Genomic DNA, 25,581 nt, shown 5'->3' on the forward strand with positions numbered 1-25,581 from the left:
AAACCCTAACCGGGTGTTCAAAATAATAAAGCTGCCGATTTTGAAAAAATCAAAATGTTTATCAGCAGGCAGTTTAATTTGATTAAAAGTGGTCTTATGAATCAAGAAATCAAAACGGATGACGAGCTGTCAATTTTAAAGAAAATCAAACAGCGGGAAGATTACGGTTTTTATTTTGATTTTTTAAAAAATCCGTTTTATTATTTCGAACAAAAACCACAATTTTCGTTTCTGTTCGGCATTTTTTGCGCTTTTTCGGCCTTACTGATTGTCATTGCTTTCAATCAATTTGAAATCGAGGCCGGCTTTTATTTTAAATCACATTTTCAATCGGCTGAAACAATTTTATTAATTCTCGGCCTCGCATTCTTTTTGCCTTACATTTATTTTGAAGAAAAACATCAAAAAAGAATTGAAGCGGCCGAAGAAAAGCTGCCGGGATTTTTACACGGGCTCTCCAATTTAATTGCGGGCGGCTTGACACTTCAAGAAGCGCTGACCGAAATTTCGAAGGATGTAAACAACCATAAAAATCCGGCAAAAAATCCGAACCGCGGCATGAAAGTTTCATTTTTTGAAGATGAGATTCATTTAATCGGATTAAAAATGAGATCCGGAATTGCGTTTGATTCTTGTCTTGAAGATTTCGGAAAACGATATGATTCAAAACTCATTGAAAGGGCGGCATCGGTTATTTCCGCCGCTGAAAAATCGGGCGGTTTAATGCATTTATCAATTGATGCCGCCGTTTTTGATATTCAGGAAAATGTCAATTTGAAAAAAGAAAGAGATTCGAAACAATCGGTTTACGGAATTGTCCTTCTCATTTCGTTTTTGCTGTTCATCGGAATTGCCGTTCTTTTAATCCGGCAATTTAATTCGATGAATCTTTTGGCGGCGCAGCCTGATTCTTTCGCGACTGCCGCCGAATCTTCAACTCTGATTTATCATATGCTTTTGATTCAGGCGTTTTTTGCGGGCCTTATGATCGGCAAACTTCAAAAAGGAAAAGCCGCCGCCGGGTTAAAATATTCGTTTTTGATGCTGATTATCGTTTGGATTGCATTTACAGCCGGCGGCGTTATTTAATTTGATTTTGAAAATCCAAAAATAGTTACAATAATCTTTTTATACCTTAAATCTCTCTTTTGCTTGCAGTTTGAGATTTTCTGAAACTTGCGGCAACTGTTTTACTTTACTTATTTATCGGAAAAATATATCGGAATGCTCCGATAGTGTAGCGGCCAATCATCTAGGACTCTCACTCCTATGACTCGGGTTCAAATCCCGGTCGGAGCATTTTTACCTTTTTGAAACCTCTTCTTTTTTTCACAACTCATTATCGTTTAGCTGCCGGCACCTTACGTTTGTCGTCAGTTGTCTTGCTGTTCGCCCTCTGCCGCTGCCGGTATCCTGGCGCAGCAGCGCCTGCACGCGCGAGCCGCACAGCTTTTCAAAAAAATGAATCGAAAAAATCAATCAGATTTTTTACAAAAAAAGAATCAAAAATTCAAACGCGTTTTTACAAAAAACAGAATAATCGAACAATATTAAAAATAAAAAAGAAAAGAGATTAATTTTGAAAAATCAAAATCAATCAACCCTTTATTCAATTGAGCTTAGACTCAATTTCTCTCATATTTTGTAAAATCTGAGCGAGAGATTCGTTTAAATCCTGGATCATTTTCTCAAGCTTTTCTTTTCTTTCACTGAGGAAAGCAAGCGCGTCATCAACATTTTTCTCGACGTTTGCGCCGGAGCCGATGTTGACGATAACTTTTGAAAAGTCACGGATTTCGGCGTGAACAAAACAGCCGGAACCGACAGGAATAACGGACTCGGAATTGCCCGCGGCAGCGGCGGCTTTCAACGCTTCAATCGTATTGATCGAACTGTCACAGCCGGCCAGCGTGGTCCGGACCATTTCCATTTGACTCTGAAGCGCCTCGACGCTTCTCTGATATTCCTGATACTCCGCGACCAATTGTCGGGCTTCCTGTTCACTGATTGCCATAATCAGACCTCTTTAACAGATTCAACAACAATGCAGCGTCTCTTCAAGCCGTGCTTGCTGCCCATAATAGAATAGACTTTCTCAAGCGCGTTCTTTTCATTTTCGCTTTCAATTGTTTTGGTAAATTTTTCCCAGAAAAAACCGGGTTTAAATTTTCCTGTAATGAAATAGTTTGCCATTTTGTCTCACCTTTTAATTATTAAGTATCAATACATGCTGACGGTTGATATAATTATTCAAAACCTTGATTCACTCAAGCCCGAGCGCCGTCAAAATACGGCCGAGTTCGTAACCGCTTGTTTCCGATCCTGCCAAACATCCTTTCGAATTTGCCAAAATGCCTGAGCCGACCATTCGGGAACCGAAATTAACGCTTCCGACAACCGGTTCAAAACCGAACAAGTCTTCTAAAAGCGCCGTTTCTGCTTCCGTGACACCGGGACTGACCAAAAGGCCTTTGTTCGTGACGCAGCCGGCCATGCCGACCGTGTTAATGCCCGCGATTGTTCCTTTACGGACATCAATTTTCAAAGCGTCGCCGATGATTTTGATAATGTTGTCCGGCATTTCGGGGTGAACCAAACCTGCCGTATCGTTGGCAAGCAAAATGTTGCCGACAGCGTTTAATTTACCCGGCATGACCGTAACCGGCTTTCCAATCTGTTTTGAAAGAACGTCGGTTTTTGTGTTCTCGGGAACCAAAAAACCGTTGGAATTGCCGCGGCACATTGAGCCGACCAAAATGCTGTCATTGACAAGACATTTGTAAACGGATACGTCCAAGCGCTTCTCAATCTTTTCGGCAATTTCTTGCCGTGTTCCTTGAGGAACCAAGCAGACGTCTTCGGTACATGTGGAAAAAACCCCGATGACCGAGGTGTCCATGATGTTTATTGTTTGCATAATCTTCTTCACTCAAAATTTGAATGATTAAGAACTCGGCGCAGCCAATGACTGCGCCGAAGAGATCAAACCAACAGCTTGCAGACAAAATCAGGCGGCAAGTTCAGCTTGAACTTCACCGTCTGCGTATTTTGCAGCTCTCACGCGGATAAAGGACGGGGGCTTCTCGCAGCCTCTTTCCCAAACGCGCTCGTTGATTGATTTGTCAATCTTAATCATTTCGGGGTTTGCTTTCATATGTCTCTCGAGGTAGGCTCTGATGATAGCCATCGCCTTGTTGGCTCTTTTCCATCTGGGAGCCACTTTCACGCCGCGAAGCGGGATTGTATAAATTTGTTCTTTAACAATGTCTTCTGCCATTATAAATCACCATAATTTCTTTAAAAATTACCATCCCGATTACTTCAAGCGCATGCTGGATCTTCTCCAGTGGCGTCTCTTGGGGTGAGATGTGACGTTTCTTTTGGTCTTGATGATGACCCAGACCGGAACACGTGCGTTCTGCACATGCGCCTTTGCGAGTCTTTTCTTCTGTCCTTTTAAGTTCTTACTCATTTCAATACACCTTTTGTATGATATTATAAATTGAAATCTTATCGAAATGAAATTCGTAAATCCCGTGGAGTTCACTTAATTTTCTGATTCCTGTTTTCTGAGTCTTGAAATCACGCGCGATTGCTTATGAGATTTCGGAAAATGCTTATGGGTTTCATCTTCGCCGAGTTCACGATACAAGTATTCGCGGAGTTCGGCTTCATAATCACATTTCAAAATCACGGCGCTTTCTTCTTCGGTGATGACAAGGTTGGATTCAATCATTTTGTTAATCGTAAACCGTCCGAATCCCATCAAAGGGCTGCAATACAGAACTTTATGTCTGTCTTCGAAACTTTGAATTTCGGATTGCTCCAAATGCGGAACGCGATCATCTCTTCGGAGACCGTCGGCGATAAGCTCGACGCCATCCGTCTTTGCCAAAATTTCAAGAACTTGGCGGTGGATGTAGTTAATCGCGCCGTTCGGGAAACCGTCTTTTTGAACGATTTCGGCGGCGTTTTCCAAAATTTCCATCGGCGGCTGAATGACCATATGTGAAAAGCCCAATTCGTCAGCGATTTGTTTAGCAACTTCACCTGTGGGCAGAATGCCGAAATTGCAGGTGACGAGCCGAACCTCAAAATAAGGTTCCAAAATCATAGCGGACAAAGAACTGTCTTTACCGCCGCTGAACAATACATGCGCTTTCATGATAACTCAACTGTTTGCGAAATTTGGAAATTACGATAATGTTTGAATTTTACACTCTTTTAATGGAGGTTTCACGCTTCGGCGGCTGAATTTGCGCCAAAAGCTGTTTTAACTGCTCGTCGTCAATCATATTCTGAATGCGTCCGCTTTGGGCGAGAGAAAACAGCTGAACTTCCAACTGTTCCACCAATGCCGGGCGAGACATGCGAAGCGTCGTTAAACGTTCGCGCGCTTCAGGCGTTAAGATTTTTCGGAGAAGTTCCTGCTTGCGAGCTTCCATTTCGGCCTGTGCCTGTTCCTGCTGGTAGGCGGCCTCAGGATTCGCTTGTGCGGAAGCTTGCTGCTCCTGCATTTGCGCCATTCTTCGGCGACGAATTTCTTCAAGCTCGTTATCCATTTTTTAAACACTCCTTGAATGATTTTGAATCAGAAACCATTTCGATGCGAATTGAAATCAAAAAACTCAGTAGTTTTTCAATCCCGGATACTTTTCGAGAAGTTCTCCTTTCAATTCGTGAGCTGTGTTGTCGAGCAATGCTCTGCCGGGACCTGCGACAGTTCTGCCTGTTTTGGCAGTCTGGAGGTAGCCTGCGGCTTCGAGCTGCTGAACAGCTTTTCTGATGACAGAGCCGCTGCCTTTTGCCTTTCTGTAGGGCTGGGATCCGCGGTCCTGTTTGCCGCCGTAAACGGAGCAAAGTCTTTCGACACCGATCGGGCCGTTCATGTAGATTGAGCGAAGAACTGCCGCGCATCTGATATACCACCAGTCTTCTTGAACGGGCGGGAATTCTTTGTGAACGCCTGTCTTGACAAATTCAGCCCATTCCGGCGGGTTGATTTTGTCGTTTTCTTTAAATTTGTCCGCAACTCTCATAATGAGATCGCTTGCGGGAACATCGTATGCTGTTGTCATTCATATCTCCTTATTAAATTGATAATCTCGTGCTTTTGAAAACAGTAACAATATGCTACGCATTCAAATGCCAAATCTGTCAAAAAGCATTTGTGCTGCCTTACCGATAAATTCAGAAAAAAGCTGTGCTCAGCAGTATTCGATGCGGTATCTCCGCATGCGAAACATGTAACGCCCCGCTCTTTTTCAATCTGCCGGTACGGTCAGATGATTTGACAGGTTCGTTCGGATTATATTGTGACATTCAATGCGACGCTGGCTGAAGCATTCAATGGTTTTTTGAACTTTTATTTCAAACTCCGCGGTGGCCGAAACCGGATGCTTGAATAATAAGGACTCAAATGAATCTATCAACAGGGTGATGGTATAAAAAGATTTTGTTGAAAAAGAGGATTGGAGAAGAGAAAGGAAAGAAAAAGAAAATGAGAAGGAAAATGAAAAGAAAGCTGTTTTTAAAACAACTTTCTGTTAATCGGATTGCACCGCGTATCTTTCTGTCGATTGACATCGACTTTTATAATCTGATCTCGGTCGGGCCCGACTGACACATAACTAATCGGAACGCGGCTGATTTTTTCAACATATTCGACAAATTCGCGAGCGCTGTAAGGCAAATCGTGGAAATTTCGGATGTCGCCGAGCGGTTCGTCCCATCCGTTTCCGTCGCCGTAAACCGGAACGCAGCGTTCTAAGTCTTCGGTCAGCAAGGGCGGATAATCAATGCGTTCGCCGTCTAATTCGTAAGCGACGCACATATGAATCGTTTCAAGTCCTGTTAAAACATCTAATTTGGTTAAAACCAATTCCGTGTAACCGTTTAAGTTGACGGCTTTTTTCAGAAGGGGAATATCAATCCAGCCGCAGCGTCTTTTGCGCCCGGTCGTTGTGCCGTATTCATGACCGACTTCCGCCAAATGCTGTCCGACTTCGTCGTTCAGTTCTGTCGGAAGCGGGCCGTTGCCGACGCGCGTGATGTAGGCTTTGACCAAGCCGATTGTTTTTGTTACCTGAGACGGGCCGACGCCTAAGCCGGTGCAGGCGGAGCCGGCGATTGTTGACGAAGATGTCACATATTTTTGCGTGCCGTGAATAACATCTAAAAATGTTCCTTGGGCGCCTTCGGCGAGAACTTTTTTGCCGGCGCGAAGCGAATTGTTGATTTCATAGGAAACGTCAATCGCGTAGTCTTCTAAATCACGGCCGATTTTGAGAAGGCGTTTTGCCTCTTCATCGGGAAAAAGATCGTGCGGATTTCCGCCGAGATTGGCAATCATTTCTTTTTTTGCCGGCAGCAAATCATTTAATTTTTCATAAAATCGATTTTCGTCGAGCAAATCGCCGAAACGGATTTCGTTTCTTAAAATTCGATCGGAATAAGCGTAAGCGATTCCTTTTTTTGTCGTCCCGATTTTGTCTTTTTCGGAAAACTCGCCGAGCGTGTCCGCCGCGATATGATACGGCATGATGATGCTGGCTTTGGGATCAATTCCGAAATTTTCAGGCGTTACGGAAATGCCGCGCTCGATGAGCGCGTTCAGCTCGTCCGTCAATGTAAACGGATTTAAAACAACGCCCGGGCCGATGAGCGCGGTTGCGCCGACCAAAATGCCGGACGGAATTTGATGAAGTTTGTACGTTTCGGAATCGGCAACGACGGTGTGTCCCGCGTTGTCTCCGCCTTGAAAACGAGCAACAATGTCATAGTCTTCCGCGAGAAGGTCAACGATTTTTCCTTTCCCTTCGTCGCCGAATTGCGCGCCTGTAATGACTGTAAACATAATTTATGCAATTACAAAAGGTAATATAAATATTCTGATTGAGGTGAAAGTGAATTACAAATAAATATTTTTGAAAGATAAAATAAGGTTTCGAGATATGTTTTTGAAAGGCAAGTGATGTTTTTCGATTTATTTTTTGAAAAATGGTGGGGGGTTTCGATTTGTTTTTTTGAAAAATGAAGGGCGTTTTTCGATTTGTTTTTTGAAAGTTTGTGCGGCTCGCGCGCGTGCCGGCGGCAGCGCGGCAGGCGGCGAATGCAAACAGAAAGGTAGCGGTGGAAAGCGGAAACAGTAAGGTAATCTGTGCAAACGGAAACCTAACGGTAGCCGTGCCACGTTCGCGAAGCGAACGGATGTGATAAGAAAAAGCAGATACATGCGGAAATGCAAACTGTAAGTAACGGTAGCAAACCCATCCCGGCACAGCGACAGCAAACGTTGACAAAGAAGAAAATCAAAATGTATAAAATTAAAAAGAACAGCTTGTGTTGTTTTGTATAGTCGTGGAGCGAATCTCCAACGTCTCCTTTCACTCGCTGGCTTTCGCGAAACTCGCCGTTGGAGGTTGTTGTTTTGGGTTTTCAATTATATTTTCAAAACCGAAACATCGGTTTATTTAATTTTATGAAAACGAACCCTCTCTTTCTTTTATATTATTTTATGAAAAGCGGGGTTCGGGTTTGAAAAAAATAGGAAAAATGATGTTTCGTTTTTCAAATAAAAATAAGAAAAAAAGAAAGAAAAAATTAATCATTTTTACCGATCGGGCCGGCTTCGTCGGAAATGTCATAAATGATTTCATCTTTTTCCGCGTCTAAAATAATCATTCCTGTTTTAAGCGTTTCAAGTTCGTCTTCCGTCAGTTTTCGGGATTCGGCGTTCGCGGAAATAATCGCGCTGTTGCCGAGCGGATCTTTAATTTGAAGCGTCAGAGAAACGGGCGCGGTTTCGGGATTGTCAATGACGGCATCGATTTTGTTGAGCAAATCAAGCGCGATGTCGACTTTTTCGAAATCGTTGTCCATTTCCGACCAGCGAACCGTGCTTTCGATAACGCCGCGGATGCGCTGAAGAACGCCTTCGACATTTGTAATGTAAGATTCGGAAATCGGCCCGGGCTCAACCATAACGCCGATTTCTTCGACAATAATTGTTCCCGATGTCGAGCGAATGACGCGCGCGTCCAAATCCGCTTCCGTTCGGACCGGCAGCGTGCAGCAAACCGGATCTTTGCCGGATAAAATAATCGTATCGGCAAATTTAAAAGAACATTGATCGCATTGCGCCGTCGTGTACATGATGTCGCCGAAATACGGAATCGTGTCTTTCTGCCATTTAATCGCCATATCTGCCTGACAAAGCGGGCAACTGGACTGTGTTTCAAAATCGTCAATCAAGGAGAACACCGTTTTAATGAATTGAAATAAATAAGTCTGTAAATGAATTTAGAATTTAAACAATTAAAAAACTCAGAAACAATAAAAAACGCGGACAAATCGCGAAAAACAAAAAAAAGAAAAAAAAAAGCGGAATTAATAATTGCCGCCGATTTTCTTTCTGTCGACTTTAATGCCGGTCGGCGTGACAAGAATGTTGTTGTCTTTCATGCCGACAATGTCACCGTGAACGTCTAAAACAACGTCTTTGAGTTCGTTGAAGAGGTGGTTTCTGAGGCGTTCGTCGGATTTGATGTTGGTGATGTCAACAATCAAAATGTTTCCGTCGTAGATTTCCTTCTTCAATGACGTAATCTGATCAAAGTGAGTGAAAATCGCAATCTTGACATAGGTTTCTGCCGGCTCATCGCCTGCGTTGCTGTCAATGTCCTTTTCAAATTTGTCAAGGTCAATGTATGCTGAATAATCATCGTTCTGTTTGGGCTCGGAACCGCCCATGATCTTTTTCAAAAAACTCAATTGAAACACCTTTGTCTGTTAATTAAAATGTGTGTAAAGCGGAAAAAATTAATCGGAAAGACGATGAATTTTCTCCGAAGTTGATATTTGAATGTAAATTATTGGAATAATATAAAGCATTAATGCTATACATATTTATAAACTTGTGCGTAAAAACCGCGCGGATTCAAACAGTTAAAACGTTTTTTTAATAAATTAAAAAATTAGAATTGAAAATACAAAAACAAAATGCAAAAATGAAAATATGAAAATGTAAATGCAAGATACAATATCAAAACGGAAAAACTGCCGCCCGTCAGATTTCGAGTCCCCAAAGCGCGTCGCCGACATAGGAAAGCGATTTAATCGCTTTGCCCGAACTTGAAGCCGTCATTTCGTCGCCTGAAATTAAAGCGCGGCCGATTGCCAGCGGTTTTTTATGCGTTTCTTCAACAATAACAACCAAATCATCTTTTTGAATCGAAGAATCGGCGGCTGTGATCCCGGGGCTCATGACATCGGCGCCGTTGACAACGAATTTAACCGCGCCCATATCCACTGTCACCAATCGATTCGGCGGCAACAATTCGAGCGCGCCGCGCACGGTCGGGAAAAGCTGGCCGTCGTATTCGATAAACATCTGTTTGCCGTCGGCGAAAATCACTTTAAATTCATCCGTCGTGATGACTTCAAATTTGGAATCCGAAAAAACGGAAACGCCGTCGCCGTAAATGTCGCGAAGCGATTCCACCATTTTGTTTTTATCATTTTTTCTGAGACTGACTCTTGACTTTATTTTCAAAAAATCACCTGAAATACAATTTTTGTTCAATAAATGAAGAAGTCAGATAAAAAGATAGTGAAATTGTTTGTTAAATTTGATGTTGGCGTTTTCAAATTTTTTTGATTATTGTCGCTTCGGCGTTATTTCTTTGCTGCTACTTTGCGGTTTCGGTTTACTGCTGCTACCTTGCTGTTTCTGTTTGCTGCCGCCACCTACAGTTTTGTATTTGCTGCTGTTACCTACAGGTTTGTGTTTGCTGCCGGCTACCTTACGGTTTGCGTTTCCATTCGCACCTGCTTCTTTTAACAGCCGTTCGCTTCGCGAACGTGGCACAGATTACCTTACCGTTTTCGTTTGCACTGTTACCGTCAGGTTTTTGTCCGACGCCGCCGCTCGCGCGAGCCGCTCCGCTTTTCAAAAAGCAAATCGAAAAACGCCATTCGCGTTTCAAAAAAACAAAAAACAGAACCCCGAATTTTCGAGATTTAAAAATGATCGGTTTTATAAAAAATAAAAAAAGAAGAAAAGAAAGATTCTTTTCTTACAAATCAGAACAAGCCGCCGAGCAATCCGCCGCTTACGAAAAGCGTTGCGAAAAGAATGGCAACCATGTTCACGACTTTAATTAATGCGTTCAAGCCGGGGCCTGATGTGTCTTTTGCGGGGTCGCCGACCGTGTCGCCGACAACGGCTGCTTTGTGAGCTTCAGAGCCCTTGCCGCCGTAAAGACCGGATTCGATCAATTTCTTCGCGTTATCCCAAGCACCGCCGGCGTTGTTCAAAGTCATGGCGAGCATGAGACCGACGACGATAATACCGATCAAAAGACCTGCAAGCGCTTCGGAACCGAAAATGATACCGACAGCAATCGGAACAACGATTGCAAGCGCGCCCGGAACAACCATTTCACGAAGAGCCGCGGATGTCACGATGTCGACACATTTGCCGTATTCGGGTTTTGCAGTGCCTTCCATGATGCCCGGAATTTCTCTAAACTGGCGGCGGACTTCGTCAACGACTTTCATCGCTGCTTTACTGACAGCACGCATTGTCACGGACGAGAAGATAAACGGCAAGAGACCGCCGATTAAAAGACCGACCAAAACGAGCGGGTTGTCAATGGAAAGCGAGCCTGCGCCCAAGTCAACGCGGAGCTTGTAGTCAGCGAAAAGCGCAAGCGCGCCGAGCGCTGCCGAGCCGATCGCATAACCTTTTGTCACCGCTTTTGTTGTATTTCCGACAGCGTCGAGTTCATCTGTCACTTCTCTGACAGATTCGGGCTGCTGGGACATCTCGGCAATACCGCCGGCGTTGTCCGTAATCGGGCCGTAGCAGTCAAGCGCCACAATCATACCGGTTGTGGAAAGCATTGCAATCGCCGCAACGGAAATGCCGTAAAGACCAATTGTCGCGTCAGCTGCGCCGCCGACGACAAGGAATGAAACCAAAATACCGATAACGATTGTAATCACCGGAAGCGCCGTGCTTTCAAAACCGAAAGAAAGACCGGAAATAACGTTGGTACCGGCACCGGTTTGAGATGCGGCCGCGATTTCCTTAACCGGGCGGTATTTGGTGGATGTATAATATTCGGTAAAGACGACCATCAAAACGGTAATGACCATACCGACAAGCGCTGCGATGAAGAATCTGTAATCATCAAGAAGGAAATCGGTAATGAAGAAGAAAACAACTGCGCTGATAATTGTCGCTGCTGCAACGCCTTTGTAAAGCGCGTTCATGATGTTGTTGCTTTTTCCGAGACGGACGAAGAACAATGCGATGATTGTCACAAAAATCGCTGCCGCGCCGAGCATCAGCGGGTAGAGAATCGCATTCGGGATGGATCCCAAAACGAGTGAGCCGAGAAGCATTGCCGCAAGAAGCGTAACAGCATAAGTTTCGAACAAGTCTGCGCCCATTCCGGCACAGTCACCGACGTTGTCGCCGACGTTATCGGCAATGACCGCCGGGTTTCTCGGGTCGTCCTCAGGAATTCCGGCTTCAACTTTGCCGACAATATCCGCGCCGACATCAGCCGCTTTTGTGTAAATGCCGCCGCCGACTCTGGCGAACAGACTGATTAAACTGGCACCGAAACCGAATCCGATAACCAAATCGACATCACCGTAAATCAAATAGAAAACGCTGACACCGAGAATTGAAAGACCGACGACAGCAAGACCTGTGACGGCACCGCCGCGGAAAGCGACGTTTAATGCGCTTTCCAAGCCGTTTTTGGCGGCTGCTGCGGTTCTGACATTTGCGCGAACGGAAACGTTCATGCCGATGTAACCTGCCGCTGCAGATGAAAGCGCACCGAAAACGAAACCGATTGCGACTTTAACACTGTACAAATCGTCTTTGGGCAAAAGAACGGCAATCAAAACCGTAAGAATAATCGCGACGACCGCGATGGTTTTGTATTGGCGGTTCAGATACGCCATGGCGCCTTCCTGAATGGCCGCCGCGATCTCCTGCATCTCTTTTGAGCCTTTGTCCTCGGAAAGGACTTTACGGGCTAAAAGCGCTGCAAAAAGAAGGCTGACCAAACCGGAAATAGGAGCCAAATAAATCAAATATCCTAAATCCATTTTATACCTCTTTCTTAACCAATTAAATGATTATTTTAAATTTTTAAATTTATTTTAAATTCGAATTTAAAATTGAAATTTAAAATTCAAAATTTTAATTTCAAATGTTAAATATTGTGTGAAAATAATTTAACAATTTACAAAAATGATAATAATAACATTCAACGACCTGTTTTCCGCGTCCGGACAGTCGCCGCTGAATTTTACAAAACCGTTTGCCGATTCTGAATGAAAGAATACTGAAGCGGTAATAGGAAGAGGAAGAGTTTTCTAATATATAAACTGAACGAATAAGAAAAAAGAAGCAAAAAACAGATTGAAGAGACGGTGAAAAAAAGATAAAAGGGCGAAAAAAGAGAAAAATGAAAGAAGGAAAAATAAAAATGAAAATAAAACAAAAATGAAAAATTAAAATAAAAATGAAAATAAAACAAAAGTGAAAAATTAAAATAAAAAAGGAATCAGCATTCACTCTTTCGAATCTGAAGAATGCTTGCTTCAATGTCGCTCGGCACGTTTGCCAAAAAGACAAGCGTTCGGATGCCGGCTTCCTGCGCTTTTAAAATCACTTCAATTCTTTCGGGTTCAAGTTCTTTTGTCGCGCTTAAAATGCAAAACGCTTTAATTTCGCCGGTATCGACAAAATAATCAAAGTAACCGGGATTTGTTTTCAAGAATCCGGCGACGGTTTTAAGTTCGTCCCAAGAGTCGGCCAAGTGAATGTCGCGAGCGCCGCCGTTTTGAACGTACCAGTCGCGCGTGATGCTCGGGTACGCATTGTGCTGCTCGTTAATGTCCTCGGCAATTTTTTGAATGCGTTCGGCGTCTTTTGAAACGGAATAAAATTTCCATTGATTATCCGCAAAATACCTCTCCGCAAGAACACCGAAAATTCTCATTTTGTCATCGTTGTTAATTCTCATTTTATGATTCACCTGATACAATTTACCTGAAAAATTAATCTGTTAAAGTAGTAACTAATATTTTTTAAAATATTAATAAACTGCCCTTTGTTTAAAAATATGAAAATAAAAAACGAATTTAAAAAATATAAAAAATGAGAAAATGAAAGTCAAAAAACCAAAAAATCAAAAAAATAAAAACAAATCAAAAAATAGAAGGAAGAGAGATGAAACATCTCTCATTCATTAATTTTTCTTTTAATTTTTCTTTTTATTCCAGATTTGCCAGCCTGCGAAAACGAGGATTGCAAGCACAAGAAGCAGACCGACAATCCACAGCGGGAACTTTTTCTCTTCCGGCAAATCGGGTGTCGTCACAGGATCCGTAAAGGCTGAACCGGGGCTTTCTTCGGTAAGATCGCCGCCTGCGCCGCCGCCGTCTTCTGCTTCGGAACCGGTCGAAGAGGTGCCGTTGTTAACGGTTGCCTGGCCGCCGTTGCCGCCCGAGCCGCCGGACTGGCGGTAGAAACCGGCATCGATGTCTGTGATATGAATTTGTCCCAAAGATTCGGGGCGAACAATTTCCGAGGAATAATTGTTGCTGCCGTTAATCTTCTGATCGTTAATGAATGCGGAAGCGTGCGTGTATCCGCTCGGGACAGTCACCTGAACAATGAAATCCGTGTCAGCGCCCATGCCGATGAAATAGTAGGAACCATCGTCAGCTGTCATGGCGGTGTCCAGAACTGTCGTACCGGTCGAATCCAGCAAACGAACAATCGCACCTGAAACGAACGTATCCTCATCAATCAAACTGTTGCGGTTGGCATCATTCCAAACACGGCCCGTAATTAATTCAGATTCGGAAACAAACAAATCAAATTCAGCATCCGCGTTTGCGAAATTGAAATCGGCGGTTTTCAAATAAATTAAACTGCCGGCGGCAGAGAAATCCGAACTTGTCAAAGTGTATCCGGGATAGAGTTCCGCGACAAGATAATAATCTTCGTCATCGAACCAGCCGGTTTCCGTTTCAAACGAAACGGTGCTTTCTGTACCTAAAATCGGAATTGTTTCAATACACAAATCGCCGGAAACGTCTTTCTGATACATGCTGATGCTTTCGACAAACGATGCGTTGTCCAAATTCACGATGACTTTTGCCGGCGTAAACACCAATTTATACACAGACGTGTCAACGGAATAGACAATGGATCCTAAAACGCTTCCCGAATTCGCATCAATGAGACCGGCCGGAACATTGCTGTATGAAATATCATAATCAATTGTTGTCGGCGTTGCTGGTTTCGCATAAACGGAAGCATTGTAACCGTTTTTGTCAATATTATACACAGGAGAAGAGCTCGAGCTCGGAACGCCCGTACTCAAAATAGTGACGGAAAGATCCATAACCGGCGATTCCGGTGTTCCTGACGCGACCGCGTTGACAATCAATTCATCCGTATATTTAACGATAACATTAACGGTTGCTGTTTGAGTGTTTAACGCAACATCCGTGTAAGTGTATTTCGCAACCTGATTTCCGGGAACAGCCGAATTGAAAGTGCTGTTTGCGCTGTCATAAACAAATTTATCATTGCTGATCGGCACATTCATATCTGTTCCGGAAACGAATTGACGGAAATAGGTTTCCCAGTCGGCGTAACCGTTTGGAACATCGGCGTTCATGTAAATTTCCTGGGAACTTGCCGGGTTGGTCAAAGTAACCGTAGACGCGGCTTTTTTGATTTCAATATGCGTTGTCACCGTACTGATATTGCCTTCCCCATCAGGCGCGGTTTTGTACTCAATCGTGTAATTACCGACTTCGGATGTTGAAACCGGGTTGGTAATTCCGGAAGTTGTGTTCAGCGTGTATTCGTATCCGGCTGCGTGATCGACTGCGGCAGGATATGCGGTTCGATTAAAGAATGTGCCGATTGACAAGGAATCATTAATCGTTTCCGTGCCGGTGATATCTTTGAAAGTCACATTCACACTTGTAAGACCGATATTTGCAGTAAAGTCGTCGTATGTGATGATGTTGTTCCAACCCGGAAGTGTGCCTGTTTGGTAAGCAACTTCATAATTCGGAAGGAACGCGGTACCGCCTCCGGAATAGATTTCAGGAGCATCGGACGGAGACAACAGAACAGCAGCGGTATAACTGCTCGGACTGGACATGACGGTTGATCCGGCAATTCTGACATCAAACAAAGTTTGACCGATTGCGGTTTGGTCGAAGACGACAGTTGTGCCGTCTACAGCCGGCAATTCAAACGGCAGCAAAAGCTCAAAACGGCTCTTGTCTTCCGCTTCATAGAATTCACATTTAATCGCCGTAACTCTGTCCCAGTCGATACCGCCGACATTATTGACATCGGCAATTGCAACCCAGTCAAATCCTGCGGCGTCCGTTAATGAATAATCACCGATGTCCGAAGAATCAATGTCGGTGTCATAGGTGTAATAAATCATATACTGATCAATGTCACCGGCTTCGGTAATATCTAAAGAAGTCACGTCCTTTAATGTCGGCCTCCAGGTTGCGTGCGCCGGCAAAATGAAATAAATCGTTGCAGGATCGTTGTTGTCACCGATTGTCTCGCCGATTCCGTTGTAGAAATAAATTTTAAACATTTCATTGGAACTGCCGGCTTTCAAAGACGGATAAGAGTCCGTACTGGCCGGGTTGTAGTAAATATAATCCGAACCGATGCGGACACCTGTTGATGAAACGACGGACGCGTCATCTTGGACGAAAACTTTCGCGCCGATCAAATAACTGGGATACGAACCATGTGTGTTACTGCGCGCAATTGCCTGACTGAATCCGGAATCTGCTGCAATATTATAATTTGTACCGCCGGATCCGCCTGTTTGAGAACTGAGAGCCGCCGAATCCCAAGAGGAAATTAAAACACTGTTTGTTTTAAAATCAAATGAGGTGCCCAAAAATTCTTGTGAAACCGTGACGGGTAATCGAGCATAACGCTGTGTCGAATTAATCCAGAAAGTATCGCCTTCTTTTCCGGATTCGGCTAAATGAATTTTAGCTTCGACAAGCTTTCCGCCGGGATACAATCCCGCATTATCGTAAACGTTTTGAGTGATTGCCAAAGCATTTCCGTCGATATCCGTAAACGCTCCATTGGCGATAACATCAACGCCGTTGGATGTCGTAATTTGAACAGTCCCCGGATCAAGGTCTTTTGGAACGCTGAAATAAATCACAGGGTTGGAATAAATACCGGCCGTGTTTGTCGGACTGACACGAATCGCGGAACCGTACGGATAACCGGACGCATAGAAAGTGTTGTACATATAGAACGTCTCGCCACGGCTGACAAGGGACGGATTGGCGGTGTAACCGGTACTTGAATCAGACAAATATCTGACAGTGTTTGCCAAATAGGGTGAAACAACATAATCTGTCGCGAATGTCGGCTTCAGCGTGCTAAGCGTTGTCGGACCGAGGGTTAAGATTTTAAATTCATACTGACCCGGAGTTGCTATATCAGTGGTCCCGATAACGGTAAGCGTATGAGCGGCCGAATAGCTCTGTGCGCCGCCCGTACTTCTTTCAATTAAAACCAATCCGTTAATTTTGAAAGCGACATATTCTCCGGGCGAATAAGAAGCCATCGGAGAATCGTCTTCGTCTGCCGTAAGCGTTGTCAACTCGACGACTCGGCTGGACGCGTTGTCTATTGTATAATTTTTACCGTCTTTGAGGATGGTAATTGAATCATATTGAGCCACATCAGATCCGGATTTCGGGACACGAAGATGCGTTACGGCAACCCCGGCAGGGATGTCAAAAGTGAATGATTCATCCGAACCGTCTCGAATCGTGTTTCTGAATGTTGCTTTGAATAATTCTTGATAGTAGAAGGGGGAGGACGGATCGTAACTGACAGAATTTGAAATAATACGATTGGCGCCGGAACTTGAATAAAGCGTTGCCGTCACTTTATCGGAGGCTGCGCCTGTCAATGTGCCTTCGGTATAATGAGGGAGCAAATAAGCTGCATTGTTGTTTGCAGCTTTTTCGATATTTGTAAATTGAACCGGATCTCCGCGGCTGTTGATTTTCATCTCGGCAGAGTCCGACAGATTCGTGAAATTGATATAAGGAGCGACAGCACCGTTGAATTTGAAATCGTCTGTTGTATTAAATGAAAAATTGAATGTCTGATTCCAAGAGAAGTATCGAGTGGCAATGGTCGGCGTAAAAGTAATCTTCATTTTGTCATCCGACAATTTTGAAGTATATCCGGTGGTTGCCGCTGTTGAAAATTCAACAGGAGAATTACCGTCAGCAATCCATTGACTGTAAGTTTTGTTGACACCGTCTGCCTTAATATCGACATCTGAGAAATCAAGTGTAAAGGACGTAAAATTCACGCGCAGGCCTTTTGTGCTTAAAGTATTCCAGTTGCTGTTGATACCGCTTGTTGTGTAAAAAACATATTGAAGATCAACTTCGGATTCGCCGGAGGGCATCAAAGACGGATTCAAAAGCTGGAATGTGCCGCGAGAGGAAAGTTGCGGGTATTTGTTGTTTGCTGTTGCCGTTACGCTGTTTGAGACGGGGACATAAGTGTCGCCTTCTTTGACGTAAAGACCGGCTTTGATTGTGTTTGTTTCATCATGATAAACGGTTGCGGCATCGGATTCAATGGTTAAGTCGATTGAAAAGCGCTGCGCTGCATTTGTCAGCGGAATGATTAAAGTGCCGTTGCTTCGGTTGTAATTCGTATTTGAAATTTTGGCAATGGTGGTGGTGCCGGAAACAAGGTCGGTTTTCGGGTAGCCGGAAATTTTAAAACCGGGCTTGGTTTCAGTACCGTCTTCTTCAACTTCAGCGATGAAATAGATTGAAGAAATTGATTCTTTCGCGATGACTGTGTAAGTCAAAGTGCTGGTATTCGTCGGCTGAAAAGATTCGACTTGCGTTTCGCTGCTTTTTCCGGAAGACCATTTATAAGAGATTTGATAGTCGTCGTCTGCCGCTGCCGCGGGGGCAATCAGCAGAAGTAAAACGAGTATTGAGATGAGCAATACTACAGAAGATTCCATACGTGATTTCATTGGATTCAACCCATTTTTTTAGATTTCAATAATAAATTAAGATAAAAAACCAAACCGTCTAAAGTTAAGAGTCATTACCGAATATGAAAATATTGTTTTTGAAATCGGATTAAGGGATAACATTGATTCAGCCGCATGCCTGTAAAGACAGAAATGAAAGCAAACGTTTTTACAAGCCTGAAAAACACACTTTGTTTCAGATAAAATCAAACATTTTCAAACGATCTATTGCACACGGATTACCACATTAAAGACGTAATTTCAAACAACATCCTCAACTTAATAGGAATGACTACCTATTAAATTAACTTCGTGCTAACTACAAGGAAACAGAGATATATAAAAGTTCCTTCAAAACAAGAAATAGAGAGGTTATGAAAAAATATTCCAACAATATAATCAATTATATAATTGTTTTTTAAAAAAAATAGAAACAGTGAAAACAAAAATAGAAAAACAGCACCAAAAGGCATAAAAATAAGAATCATAATTAAAATTTGTCATCTTGCGAATAGCTGCGCCCCAAAAAAACCGCGATTTCCGCTTTTTGAAGTTCGCGCCCCAAATATCCGGCATGGCTGAGCTCCGAAATGAGTCCTTCATTTAAAACGGATTCCATCATGAAAGCCGAATCGATTCCGACAAGAATCATTTTTTGATGAACAGCGGCAATCACTCTTTTTCCGGGCGTTTGAACGGATTTAAGTTTTTGAATTTCGGCGGAATTTTCATTCAAGCCGGAAGATTGAATCAGATACGGAATTAAATCGAAAACGGGAAGAACGCCGATGAGAAAATTTCCGGACGGATCGGATTTCCAGCCCCATTTGGTTCCGGCGGTGAAATTCGGATTGAGCGCGCCTGACAAAAGCAACGGACGGACAAATTCGGACTCGTGCGCAGAACCGGAAACTGAATCGGACTCTGCCGTTTCGAAAGAAGAATCGTTTTGATTCGTTTCAGGTTGTTTATTTTCAATTTCATCGTCGGGCAGATGAAGCATTTCAAAAGCGCCGCTTTTTGAAATTAAGTTTAAATTAAAGTCGGGGCGTTTTCTTTTCTCTTTCAGGATTAAAAGATCAATTCCCAAATCTTTGGGCGAAGAATTTCGAATTTTTGCAAGCAGCATCATTTCGGAAGCCGTTTTAAGCTCGCTGACGGATCCTTTTCCCTTATCGCCGGCATTTGGCGTAAACAAAATTGACGCGCCGCATTCGTCTGCAATTTCCGCAAGAAGCGCGTTCATTCCGACGGAATCGGCGTCAAACAATTCGGTAACATTACCCGCGCCGAACAAAATCGGAACATCGGGTTGTCGCTGATGAAAATCGTAATAATCTTTTAAAGACAAAAAAAGATCGCGGCCGGGCGGCGATAAAATCGGATCGGCGATTAGATTTTTCGAACCGAATTGCCGGGCGGCGGACAGGTTTTTCTCAAGCGATTCCAAATGTGATTCGTTTGAATTTGAAAAGAGATCGGGAATCACAACGAAAGAAATTCGATTTAAAACCGAATCGGGAAATACATCGGAAGAAAGTTCAAATTCCGCCAAAATCTGACTGTCAACGCTCAAAACCAAATCAACGCCGCTTTCAATGCCTGCGCGGATTTGAGAAAAACTGCCGGAATCAATGCTGACCGGAATCGGGCAATAAGATTTGACATCGGAAACGATTGAGGAAACCGTTTGCTCGTCCGCGTCGGGAGAAAAACCGAGATCAATCATGTCGGCGCCTTCAGAAATCAAATAGTTGATTTGAGATCGGATTTCATTAAAAGACAAAGATTCGGCGGAAACGATTTCGGCTAAAATTTTCATTCGGGCGTTGCCGCCGACCGGAACGTTTCCGATTTGAAAAGTGCCGGCTTCATTTTGCGCGTATTCTTTTAAAAGTTCTAAGCTTTGCGCCTTTTTTTGATTTTGAATTAATTCGCAAGCCGGAACAGTTTTTGAAAATGTTTGAAAGTCGAAGGACTTTAAAACTTGTTTTAAATCAACCGCGTGTTTCGGGCCCAAATAAATCGGACATTTGATTTCAGCTTCCGCTTTTGAAAAATTAAATTTTGAAAAACCGGAAACCAAAACGGCATCGTATTGATTTTTGAAAAAATCAGAATTTCGCCATCCGGTGAGAAGTTTTTGCGGTGTAATCAGCGCTGCTACAGGAGTCGGCAAAACCAAAACGTCGGCAAGATCGCCGACAGCTTTTAAAACGGCGTCAGACGCTAAAAGCCCGGTCACAACGAGTATTTTCATAATGATTCATAAATGAAAAAGAAATAGATAAACCTTTCAAGAAAAATGAAGAAAATTTCAAAAACATCTGACGAATAAAAAAGAATTGAAAAAAAGTAAAAAAATAAAAGAATGAAAAAAATAAAACACAGAGATAGAAGGAGAGATGTAAGTGAATATCACTTACACATCTTGTTTTTGTTTTTAAATGAAGTCAATGATGTTGTCTCTGGAAGCAGACAGATTGACATCTTTGCTTCTGACTGAGGCGGTGTTCATCGTAGAAGTTGCGGAGAATCCGCCGGCTTTCTGCTGAACGCCTGTCATAATTGCCATAACTCTGACACGACCTTCGTATTCTTCAAGAACACGTGCGCCGATTGTCACTTTTGCTTCGTCGGAAATTTCATAAGTTAACTGTTCGCCGATTTCCATGGCTTCTTGGAGGCTCATGTCGGGACCGCCTGTGATGTGAATGAGACATCCGGTTGCACCGCGGTAGTCGACATCGAGGAGCGGGTGGTTGAGCGCCGCTTTGACGACTTCCTGACTCTTGTTTTGGTTCTTGGATTCGCCGACCATCATGACAGCGATGCCGCCGCAGCCCATTGTGGCGCGAACGTCGGCGTAGTCAAGGTTGATAAGTGAGTATTCCGTGATTGTTTCGGTGAGACCTTTGACGGTTTCAGCGATGATTTGGTCCATAACGGAAAGGGCCTGGTCAATCGGAAGGTTGGGGACGTGGGACAAAAGTCTCTGGTTGTCCAAAATAACGACTGTGTCGGCGGCTTTTCTCAAAGCTTCGATACCGTCCTGTGCTTTTTGGGAACGGGAACCTTCAACTTTGAAGGGGCTTGAGACCATACCGATAACGATTGCGCCCTGTTCTTTTGCGACTTCCGCAACAACAGGCGCGACACCTGTACCTGTTCCGCCGCCCATACCGGCTGTGACGAAAACGAGGTCAGCATCTTTTAAAACAGATTCGAGGGTTCCGCGAGCAAGTTCGGCTGCTTTTCTGCCGATTTCGGGGTAACCGCCTGCTCCGAGACCTCTTGTGAGAGTCTTACCGATCAAGATTTTTTTGTCAGCGCGGGTTCTGTCAAGATCCTGCTTGTCAGTATTAATACAAATGGTTTCAGCGTTTTCAACACCCATGTTGTAAAGACGCTTGATTGTGTTGTTTCCGGCACCGCCGCAACCGATGATAACGATACGGGGCTGGCCGAATTCATCAAAACCGCCGTCGTTGTCTGCGCCGGCAAGGGATTTTTCCTGTTCTGTGTACTTTAATGCTTCTTGAATGATGGACTGCATATACGAAAACCTCTTTGAATTGAAACGATTTTGTGTGAATTATATTCGTTTTTAGATTACTTGTACCATTAAATGTCAATCAATTCAAAAGTCAGACTTTCGAAAGACAACATTTGCAGGTGTGGCGTTGATAAATGTAAGATATTGTGTGGCGTTTTTGACCGCAGTTCAAAAACATGAACGGCAACCGAAATTAAGCAAAACCTAGCATATGAAAAATGTCAAAGCATCAATTGATATACATGATTTTGAGACATCTATGATATGCTAAACGTTACCATGTGTAAAGCTATATAAATCCGTACTAGTATATAAAGTTGTTGTAAAAAAGTGAGAACGAACAGCCCGATATTTTTGATAGATATTCTACAGGAAATATAGGTTTTCGGAAAAGAAATTTCACACAAAAAAAGAAAGAAAAATAAAACTATAAACTTGATATAATGTATTACATGCAACCGATTTTTAAAAACATAAAAGCCTGATTACCGTCACTCTTTTTCGACAATCAGCCATCTTTTTTCCGTCAAAACCGAATCCATTTGAACATCCGCGTCTTCCGTTGGAAGTTCATCCGCCAATTGAATTTCAAAACAGATTCCGATTAAATGCAGGCAGCTGCGGCAATTTAAGTATTTGTCGTAAAAGCCTGCGCCATATCCGATGCGGTTGCCACATTTATCAAATCCAACACCCGGAATAATAAAAAGAGAATTTTCATCCGGAATCGCTTCAACCGGATGCGCCGGTTCCAAAATACCATACCCGGCTTCCGTCAAAACGGAAAAATCACACAGTTCTGCAAAAAACATTTCGCGATCGCGCGTGACAGGAACATAAACAGGCTTACCGATTTTGAAACAATATTCGATCAGCGGCCGGGTTTGAACTTCGCCCCTTACATCCAAATACGCAAACAGAGAACTGCTTTTTTGAAACAGTTCGGAATGAATAAGCGAATCAGTGATCGCTTTGCTTTTTTCCGCCGCTTCTGTTTGTGTTAGGCTGTCACGGCGCGCGCGGAGAAATTGACGGAAATGATGTTTCATATTTTCACGACCGGTTGAATTGATATCAAAGAATTTTTCAAACAGATAAAATGTTTGAATTTAAATAATCCGTATCCGTAAAAGGTCTTTTTGTTTATATTATTTTTTGAAGTAAATCCGATTTTTTAAAAAAATTAAACGTATATTTAAATAATTAAACAATCATTTAATAAATTTACCGAAAAATCAAAATATTGAACAATCACTCAAAAAATAAAAATCAAGGACAGAAGGCATTGAAGAAGAGATGATAAAATGAACAGCGAAAATCAGGAAAATTATGAAGAAATGAGCTTAACCGGCATAACAGACAAAATTAATGAAAGGAGAGCATCTCAAAACTCGATTATCGCAGATCTTCGAAAAGAACAGATTTTAGATGCCGCCGCTTTGACGCTGATTAATACAGGCTATACAAATGCAAGTTTGGCCAAAATCGCAAAACAAGCAGATATCAGCGCGGCTTTGATTTCATATTATTTCCCGACAAAAACAGAATTGATTGAAAAACTGCTTCAATCCCTTCTTCAAAAACAAGAAAAGTATGTTCATGAAAAAGTTGCCAAAGCGCAAACGCCTTTGGAAATGCTTTATATTTACATTCGCGCGCATTTGGCCTATTCGGAAGAATTCCGTCGTGAAAACGACGCGCTGATGGAAATCATTTACAACGCGCGCGATGAAAACGGAACACCGTATTACAAAAAATTCGGCGGCGACGAGACGGATCTTCTTGAAAAGATATTGGAAGCCGTTCAGAGAAAAGACGGTTTCCCGGGAATGGATGTCACGTCTTTGGCAATTTTAATTAACGGGGCGGTTCGCGGCTATTCGATGAACCCGAACGCGTCTGAAAAACAGGATTATGAAACATATTGCGACGAATTGATTGAAACAATCAGCAAATTATCCGGATTTTCAAAGAAATATACTTATGAGCCGATAATCCAATAAATATAAAAGAGACAACAGTTTGTATTTGAATACCCGTAAAAGGAGGATACAAATATGAGCAATAAAGAAATAATCGCAGTCATTGGTGCCGGCGCAATCGGACGCGGATTTTTACCGTGGAAGATAAACGCCGAAAAATATGATTTTATTTTTATTGACAGTAATCCGAACATTGTTGACGTCATGAATAAAAACGGCGGCTTTTTAACTTTTAAATCGCATGGCGGCAAATTGGAAGAAAAATTTGTACGCTCAAGCCGCGCGTATTTAATTTCAGAATTCAAAGCCGCGGATTATGACAATCTTTCAACGATTTTTGTCGCCGTCGGCCCGAACAATGTGAAAAGTATTGCCGATGCCGTAAAAGACGCGTCCTGCTCAATCGTATTGTGCGAAAACGATCCTGAAACGGTTGAAATATTAAAACGCGAAATCGGCAGCGATAAAATTTATTTTGCGATTCCGGATGTGATTGCTTCAAACACGGCTTCCGATGAGAATTTATTGCGTGATCCGCTTGCAATTCACACCGAAGACGGAGTTTTATTCGTTGACGAACGCGCCGAGAAGCTTGACGGAGACATTGAATACATTGGTGCCGGCGAGCTGCTGAATAAAGAATGGAAAGCAAAATTATTTGTACACAACACGCCGCACTGCATCGCGGCTTATTTGGGCGCTATGCGCGGGCTGAAATATTTGCATGAAGTGATGGAGCAGCCGAAATTACGCGAAGTCGTCGTCGGTTCAATGAATGAAATGCTCGGCGCTTTAAAAAATGAAAATAAAATTGATTCCGCGTTTTTAGAATGGTACGCGGCAAAAGAAATCGAACGTTTTTCCGATCAATTGCTGTGCGATCCGATTTCAAGAGTCGCGAGAGAGCCTTACAGAAAACTGCAGCCGGACGGCAGACTGATTGGCGCGGCAGCATTGTGCGATGCGGCAAATATTGATTGTGAAAATATTTTAATCGGCATTGCCGGCGCGGCCGTATATGCTTATGATTTGGAATTTGCCAAAGATTCGGCGGCGCTTTCGGTTTCAACCAAGCAAAAAGTATTGCACGTGCTTTCAAAAATCGGTTTGGAAAATCAAATGAAAGATAAAATATTATCGAAATTAGATAATTCCGTTTTTGATTAATTTTGATTATTAAAAAAAAAAAAAAAAAAATATTAAAAAATGCAAATTTCATGCGCAAGTCATGAAATTGCATTTTCGTTTTTTTGAAGAAAATTTCGTTACGTTTTAAATCTTTTCTGCATTACTCATTTCAAAAAGCTTTGACAATATACAAAATGCCGAAGATCAGGAAATAGAATCCGACCAAAAAGGCAAGCGTAAATGCCGAAACAACCGGATTGAAGAGAAGAATGGTACCGATTGCGATTCCGAAAACGCTGATGATGATTTTCAGCCAATAATAGGATTTGCTGATGGCTTTGGCTAAATCAAGATTCAACAGGCTTAAAACGGAATCAAGAATGAACCAGACAGCGAAAACATAAGGCAAAGCGATGACACTGGATTTGATATTGAACAAGATGAATAAACCGATTAAAATGTTAATGGTTCCGAGAACCATCGTCCATGTGCCGCCGAGTTCTAATTTGTGCAATTTCCAGCCGGAATAAACTTCAATAATACCGCCAATGACCGCCAAAAGACCGATAAAGATTGCAAGCCCGGCTAAACTTCCTGCAGTATCCGAAAAAGCGATGAGCGCGGCAAGGATTAAGAGAATACCAATCAGGAATGAAAGCCAGTCAAATTTTGAGTTTGTACTCATTATAATACACCTTCGTTTTAGTTTTTGAATAATTATGAACATTAACAAAAGTTCTTTACAGAACTGCAATTAAAAATCTTCGTTTTTAAATAAAAATGTTTTTAT

23 protein-coding genes and 1 tRNA gene are annotated in these 25,581 nt (G+C 42.8%); 5 read left to right on the plus strand and 19 right to left on the minus strand.

Going from position 1 to position 25,581, the window contains the following annotated elements:
* Positions 1-96: 96 nt before the first annotated feature.
* From MmiEs2_RS03760 to MmiEs2_RS03770, 3 genes are all read left to right on the plus strand, one after another.
* On the plus strand, positions 97-1,089 hold the full coding sequence (locus MmiEs2_RS03760; RefSeq protein WP_316560094.1) for a hypothetical protein: 993 nt from the start codon (positions 97-99) through the stop codon (positions 1,087-1,089).
* A 137-nt stretch (positions 1,090-1,226) separates the two neighbouring features.
* Positions 1,227-1,299: transfer RNA gene (locus tag MmiEs2_RS03765), tRNA-Glu, on the plus strand.
* A gap of 11 nt (positions 1,300-1,310) precedes the next feature.
* The gene (locus MmiEs2_RS03770; protein WP_316560095.1) at positions 1,311-1,577 is read left to right on the plus strand and encodes a hypothetical protein; all 267 of its coding nucleotides are present in this window, start codon (positions 1,311-1,313) and stop codon (positions 1,575-1,577) included.
* A gap of 32 nt (positions 1,578-1,609) precedes the next feature.
* Here MmiEs2_RS03770 and pfdA read toward each other — a convergent pair whose 3' ends face one another.
* From pfdA to MmiEs2_RS03860, 18 genes are all read right to left on the minus strand, one after another.
* Positions 1,610-2,014 (minus strand): prefoldin subunit alpha, encoded by a 405-nt coding sequence (pfdA, locus tag MmiEs2_RS03775; RefSeq protein WP_316560096.1) that lies wholly within the window; start codon positions 2,012-2,014, stop codon positions 1,610-1,612.
* A gap of 2 nt (positions 2,015-2,016) precedes the next feature.
* Positions 2,017-2,193, minus strand: a complete 177-nt coding sequence (rpl18a, locus tag MmiEs2_RS03780) for a 50S ribosomal protein L18Ae (RefSeq protein WP_316560097.1) — start codon at positions 2,191-2,193, stop codon at positions 2,017-2,019.
* Positions 2,194-2,263: 70 nt separating this feature from the next.
* Positions 2,264-2,917 (minus strand): translation initiation factor IF-6, encoded by a 654-nt coding sequence (locus MmiEs2_RS03785; protein ID WP_316560098.1) that lies wholly within the window; start codon positions 2,915-2,917, stop codon positions 2,264-2,266.
* 90 nt (positions 2,918-3,007) lie between these two features.
* Positions 3,008-3,277 carry a 50S ribosomal protein L31e gene (locus MmiEs2_RS03790; protein ID WP_316560099.1) on the minus strand — a complete coding sequence of 90 codons (270 nt, stop codon included), beginning with the start codon at positions 3,275-3,277 and terminating at the stop codon, positions 3,008-3,010.
* A 39-nt stretch (positions 3,278-3,316) separates the two neighbouring features.
* Positions 3,317-3,472 (minus strand): 50S ribosomal protein L39e, encoded by a 156-nt coding sequence (locus MmiEs2_RS03795; RefSeq protein WP_133517669.1) that lies wholly within the window; start codon positions 3,470-3,472, stop codon positions 3,317-3,319.
* Between the two features lie 75 nt (positions 3,473-3,547).
* The gene (locus MmiEs2_RS03800) at positions 3,548-4,165 is read right to left on the minus strand and encodes a DUF7411 family protein (RefSeq protein ID WP_316560100.1); all 618 of its coding nucleotides are present in this window, start codon (positions 4,163-4,165) and stop codon (positions 3,548-3,550) included.
* A 49-nt stretch (positions 4,166-4,214) separates the two neighbouring features.
* Positions 4,215-4,562 (minus strand): DNA-binding protein, encoded by a 348-nt coding sequence (locus MmiEs2_RS03805; protein ID WP_316560101.1) that lies wholly within the window; start codon positions 4,560-4,562, stop codon positions 4,215-4,217.
* A 66-nt stretch (positions 4,563-4,628) separates the two neighbouring features.
* Entirely contained in the window at positions 4,629-5,078 is a 450-nt protein-coding gene (locus MmiEs2_RS03810) for a 30S ribosomal protein S19e (protein ID WP_316560102.1), read from the minus strand.
* Positions 5,079-5,530: 452 nt separating this feature from the next.
* The gene (locus MmiEs2_RS03815) at positions 5,531-6,856 is read right to left on the minus strand and encodes an adenylosuccinate synthase (RefSeq protein WP_316560103.1); all 1,326 of its coding nucleotides are present in this window, start codon (positions 6,854-6,856) and stop codon (positions 5,531-5,533) included.
* A 746-nt stretch (positions 6,857-7,602) separates the two neighbouring features.
* Entirely contained in the window at positions 7,603-8,253 is a 651-nt protein-coding gene (locus tag MmiEs2_RS03820; protein ID WP_316560104.1) for a ZPR1 zinc finger domain-containing protein, read from the minus strand.
* Between the two features lie 135 nt (positions 8,254-8,388).
* Complete coding sequence (locus MmiEs2_RS03825) at positions 8,389-8,772, minus strand: cell division protein SepF (RefSeq protein WP_316560105.1); 384 nt, start codon at positions 8,770-8,772, stop codon at positions 8,389-8,391.
* Between the two features lie 295 nt (positions 8,773-9,067).
* Positions 9,068-9,553: an RNA-binding protein gene (locus tag MmiEs2_RS03830; protein ID WP_316560106.1), complete on the minus strand. Its 486-nt coding sequence runs from the start codon at positions 9,551-9,553 to the stop codon at positions 9,068-9,070.
* 530 nt (positions 9,554-10,083) lie between these two features.
* Positions 10,084-12,129 carry a sodium-translocating pyrophosphatase gene (locus tag MmiEs2_RS03835; RefSeq protein ID WP_316560107.1) on the minus strand — a complete coding sequence of 682 codons (2,046 nt, stop codon included), beginning with the start codon at positions 12,127-12,129 and terminating at the stop codon, positions 10,084-10,086.
* A gap of 461 nt (positions 12,130-12,590) precedes the next feature.
* The gene (locus MmiEs2_RS03840; protein ID WP_316560108.1) at positions 12,591-13,052 is read right to left on the minus strand and encodes a hypothetical protein; all 462 of its coding nucleotides are present in this window, start codon (positions 13,050-13,052) and stop codon (positions 12,591-12,593) included.
* Between the two features lie 237 nt (positions 13,053-13,289).
* A complete protein-coding gene (locus tag MmiEs2_RS03845; protein WP_316560109.1) occupies positions 13,290-18,125 on the minus strand; it encodes an SdrD B-like domain-containing protein in 4,836 nt (1,611 codons plus the stop codon).
* A gap of 490 nt (positions 18,126-18,615) precedes the next feature.
* Positions 18,616-20,385: a DUF4346 domain-containing protein gene (locus MmiEs2_RS03850; protein WP_316560110.1), complete on the minus strand. Its 1,770-nt coding sequence runs from the start codon at positions 20,383-20,385 to the stop codon at positions 18,616-18,618.
* Positions 20,386-20,568: 183 nt separating this feature from the next.
* Positions 20,569-21,681, minus strand: coding sequence for a cell division protein FtsZ (ftsZ, locus tag MmiEs2_RS03855; RefSeq protein WP_316560111.1), 1,113 nt, complete (start codon positions 21,679-21,681; stop codon positions 20,569-20,571).
* A gap of 491 nt (positions 21,682-22,172) precedes the next feature.
* On the minus strand, positions 22,173-22,730 hold the full coding sequence (locus MmiEs2_RS03860; RefSeq protein ID WP_316560112.1) for a 5-formyltetrahydrofolate cyclo-ligase: 558 nt from the start codon (positions 22,728-22,730) through the stop codon (positions 22,173-22,175).
* Positions 22,731-22,985: 255 nt separating this feature from the next.
* Here MmiEs2_RS03860 and MmiEs2_RS03865 point away from each other — a divergent pair, with 255 nt between their 5' ends.
* Complete coding sequence (locus MmiEs2_RS03865) at positions 22,986-23,684, plus strand: TetR/AcrR family transcriptional regulator (RefSeq protein WP_316560113.1); 699 nt, start codon at positions 22,986-22,988, stop codon at positions 23,682-23,684.
* A gap of 54 nt (positions 23,685-23,738) precedes the next feature.
* Entirely contained in the window at positions 23,739-24,830 is a 1,092-nt protein-coding gene (locus MmiEs2_RS03870; RefSeq protein ID WP_316560114.1) for a mannitol dehydrogenase family protein, read from the plus strand.
* 130 nt (positions 24,831-24,960) lie between these two features.
* On the opposite strand, the gene MmiEs2_RS03875 is transcribed toward MmiEs2_RS03870, so the two are convergent.
* Positions 24,961-25,476 carry an HdeD family acid-resistance protein gene (locus tag MmiEs2_RS03875; RefSeq protein WP_316560115.1) on the minus strand — a complete coding sequence of 172 codons (516 nt, stop codon included), beginning with the start codon at positions 25,474-25,476 and terminating at the stop codon, positions 24,961-24,963.
* Positions 25,477-25,581 lie beyond the last annotated feature (105 nt).

Source organism: Methanimicrococcus stummii, from assembly GCF_032594435.1.
GTDB classification, from domain to species: Archaea; Halobacteriota; Methanosarcinia; order Methanosarcinales; family Methanosarcinaceae; genus Methanimicrococcus; species Methanimicrococcus stummii.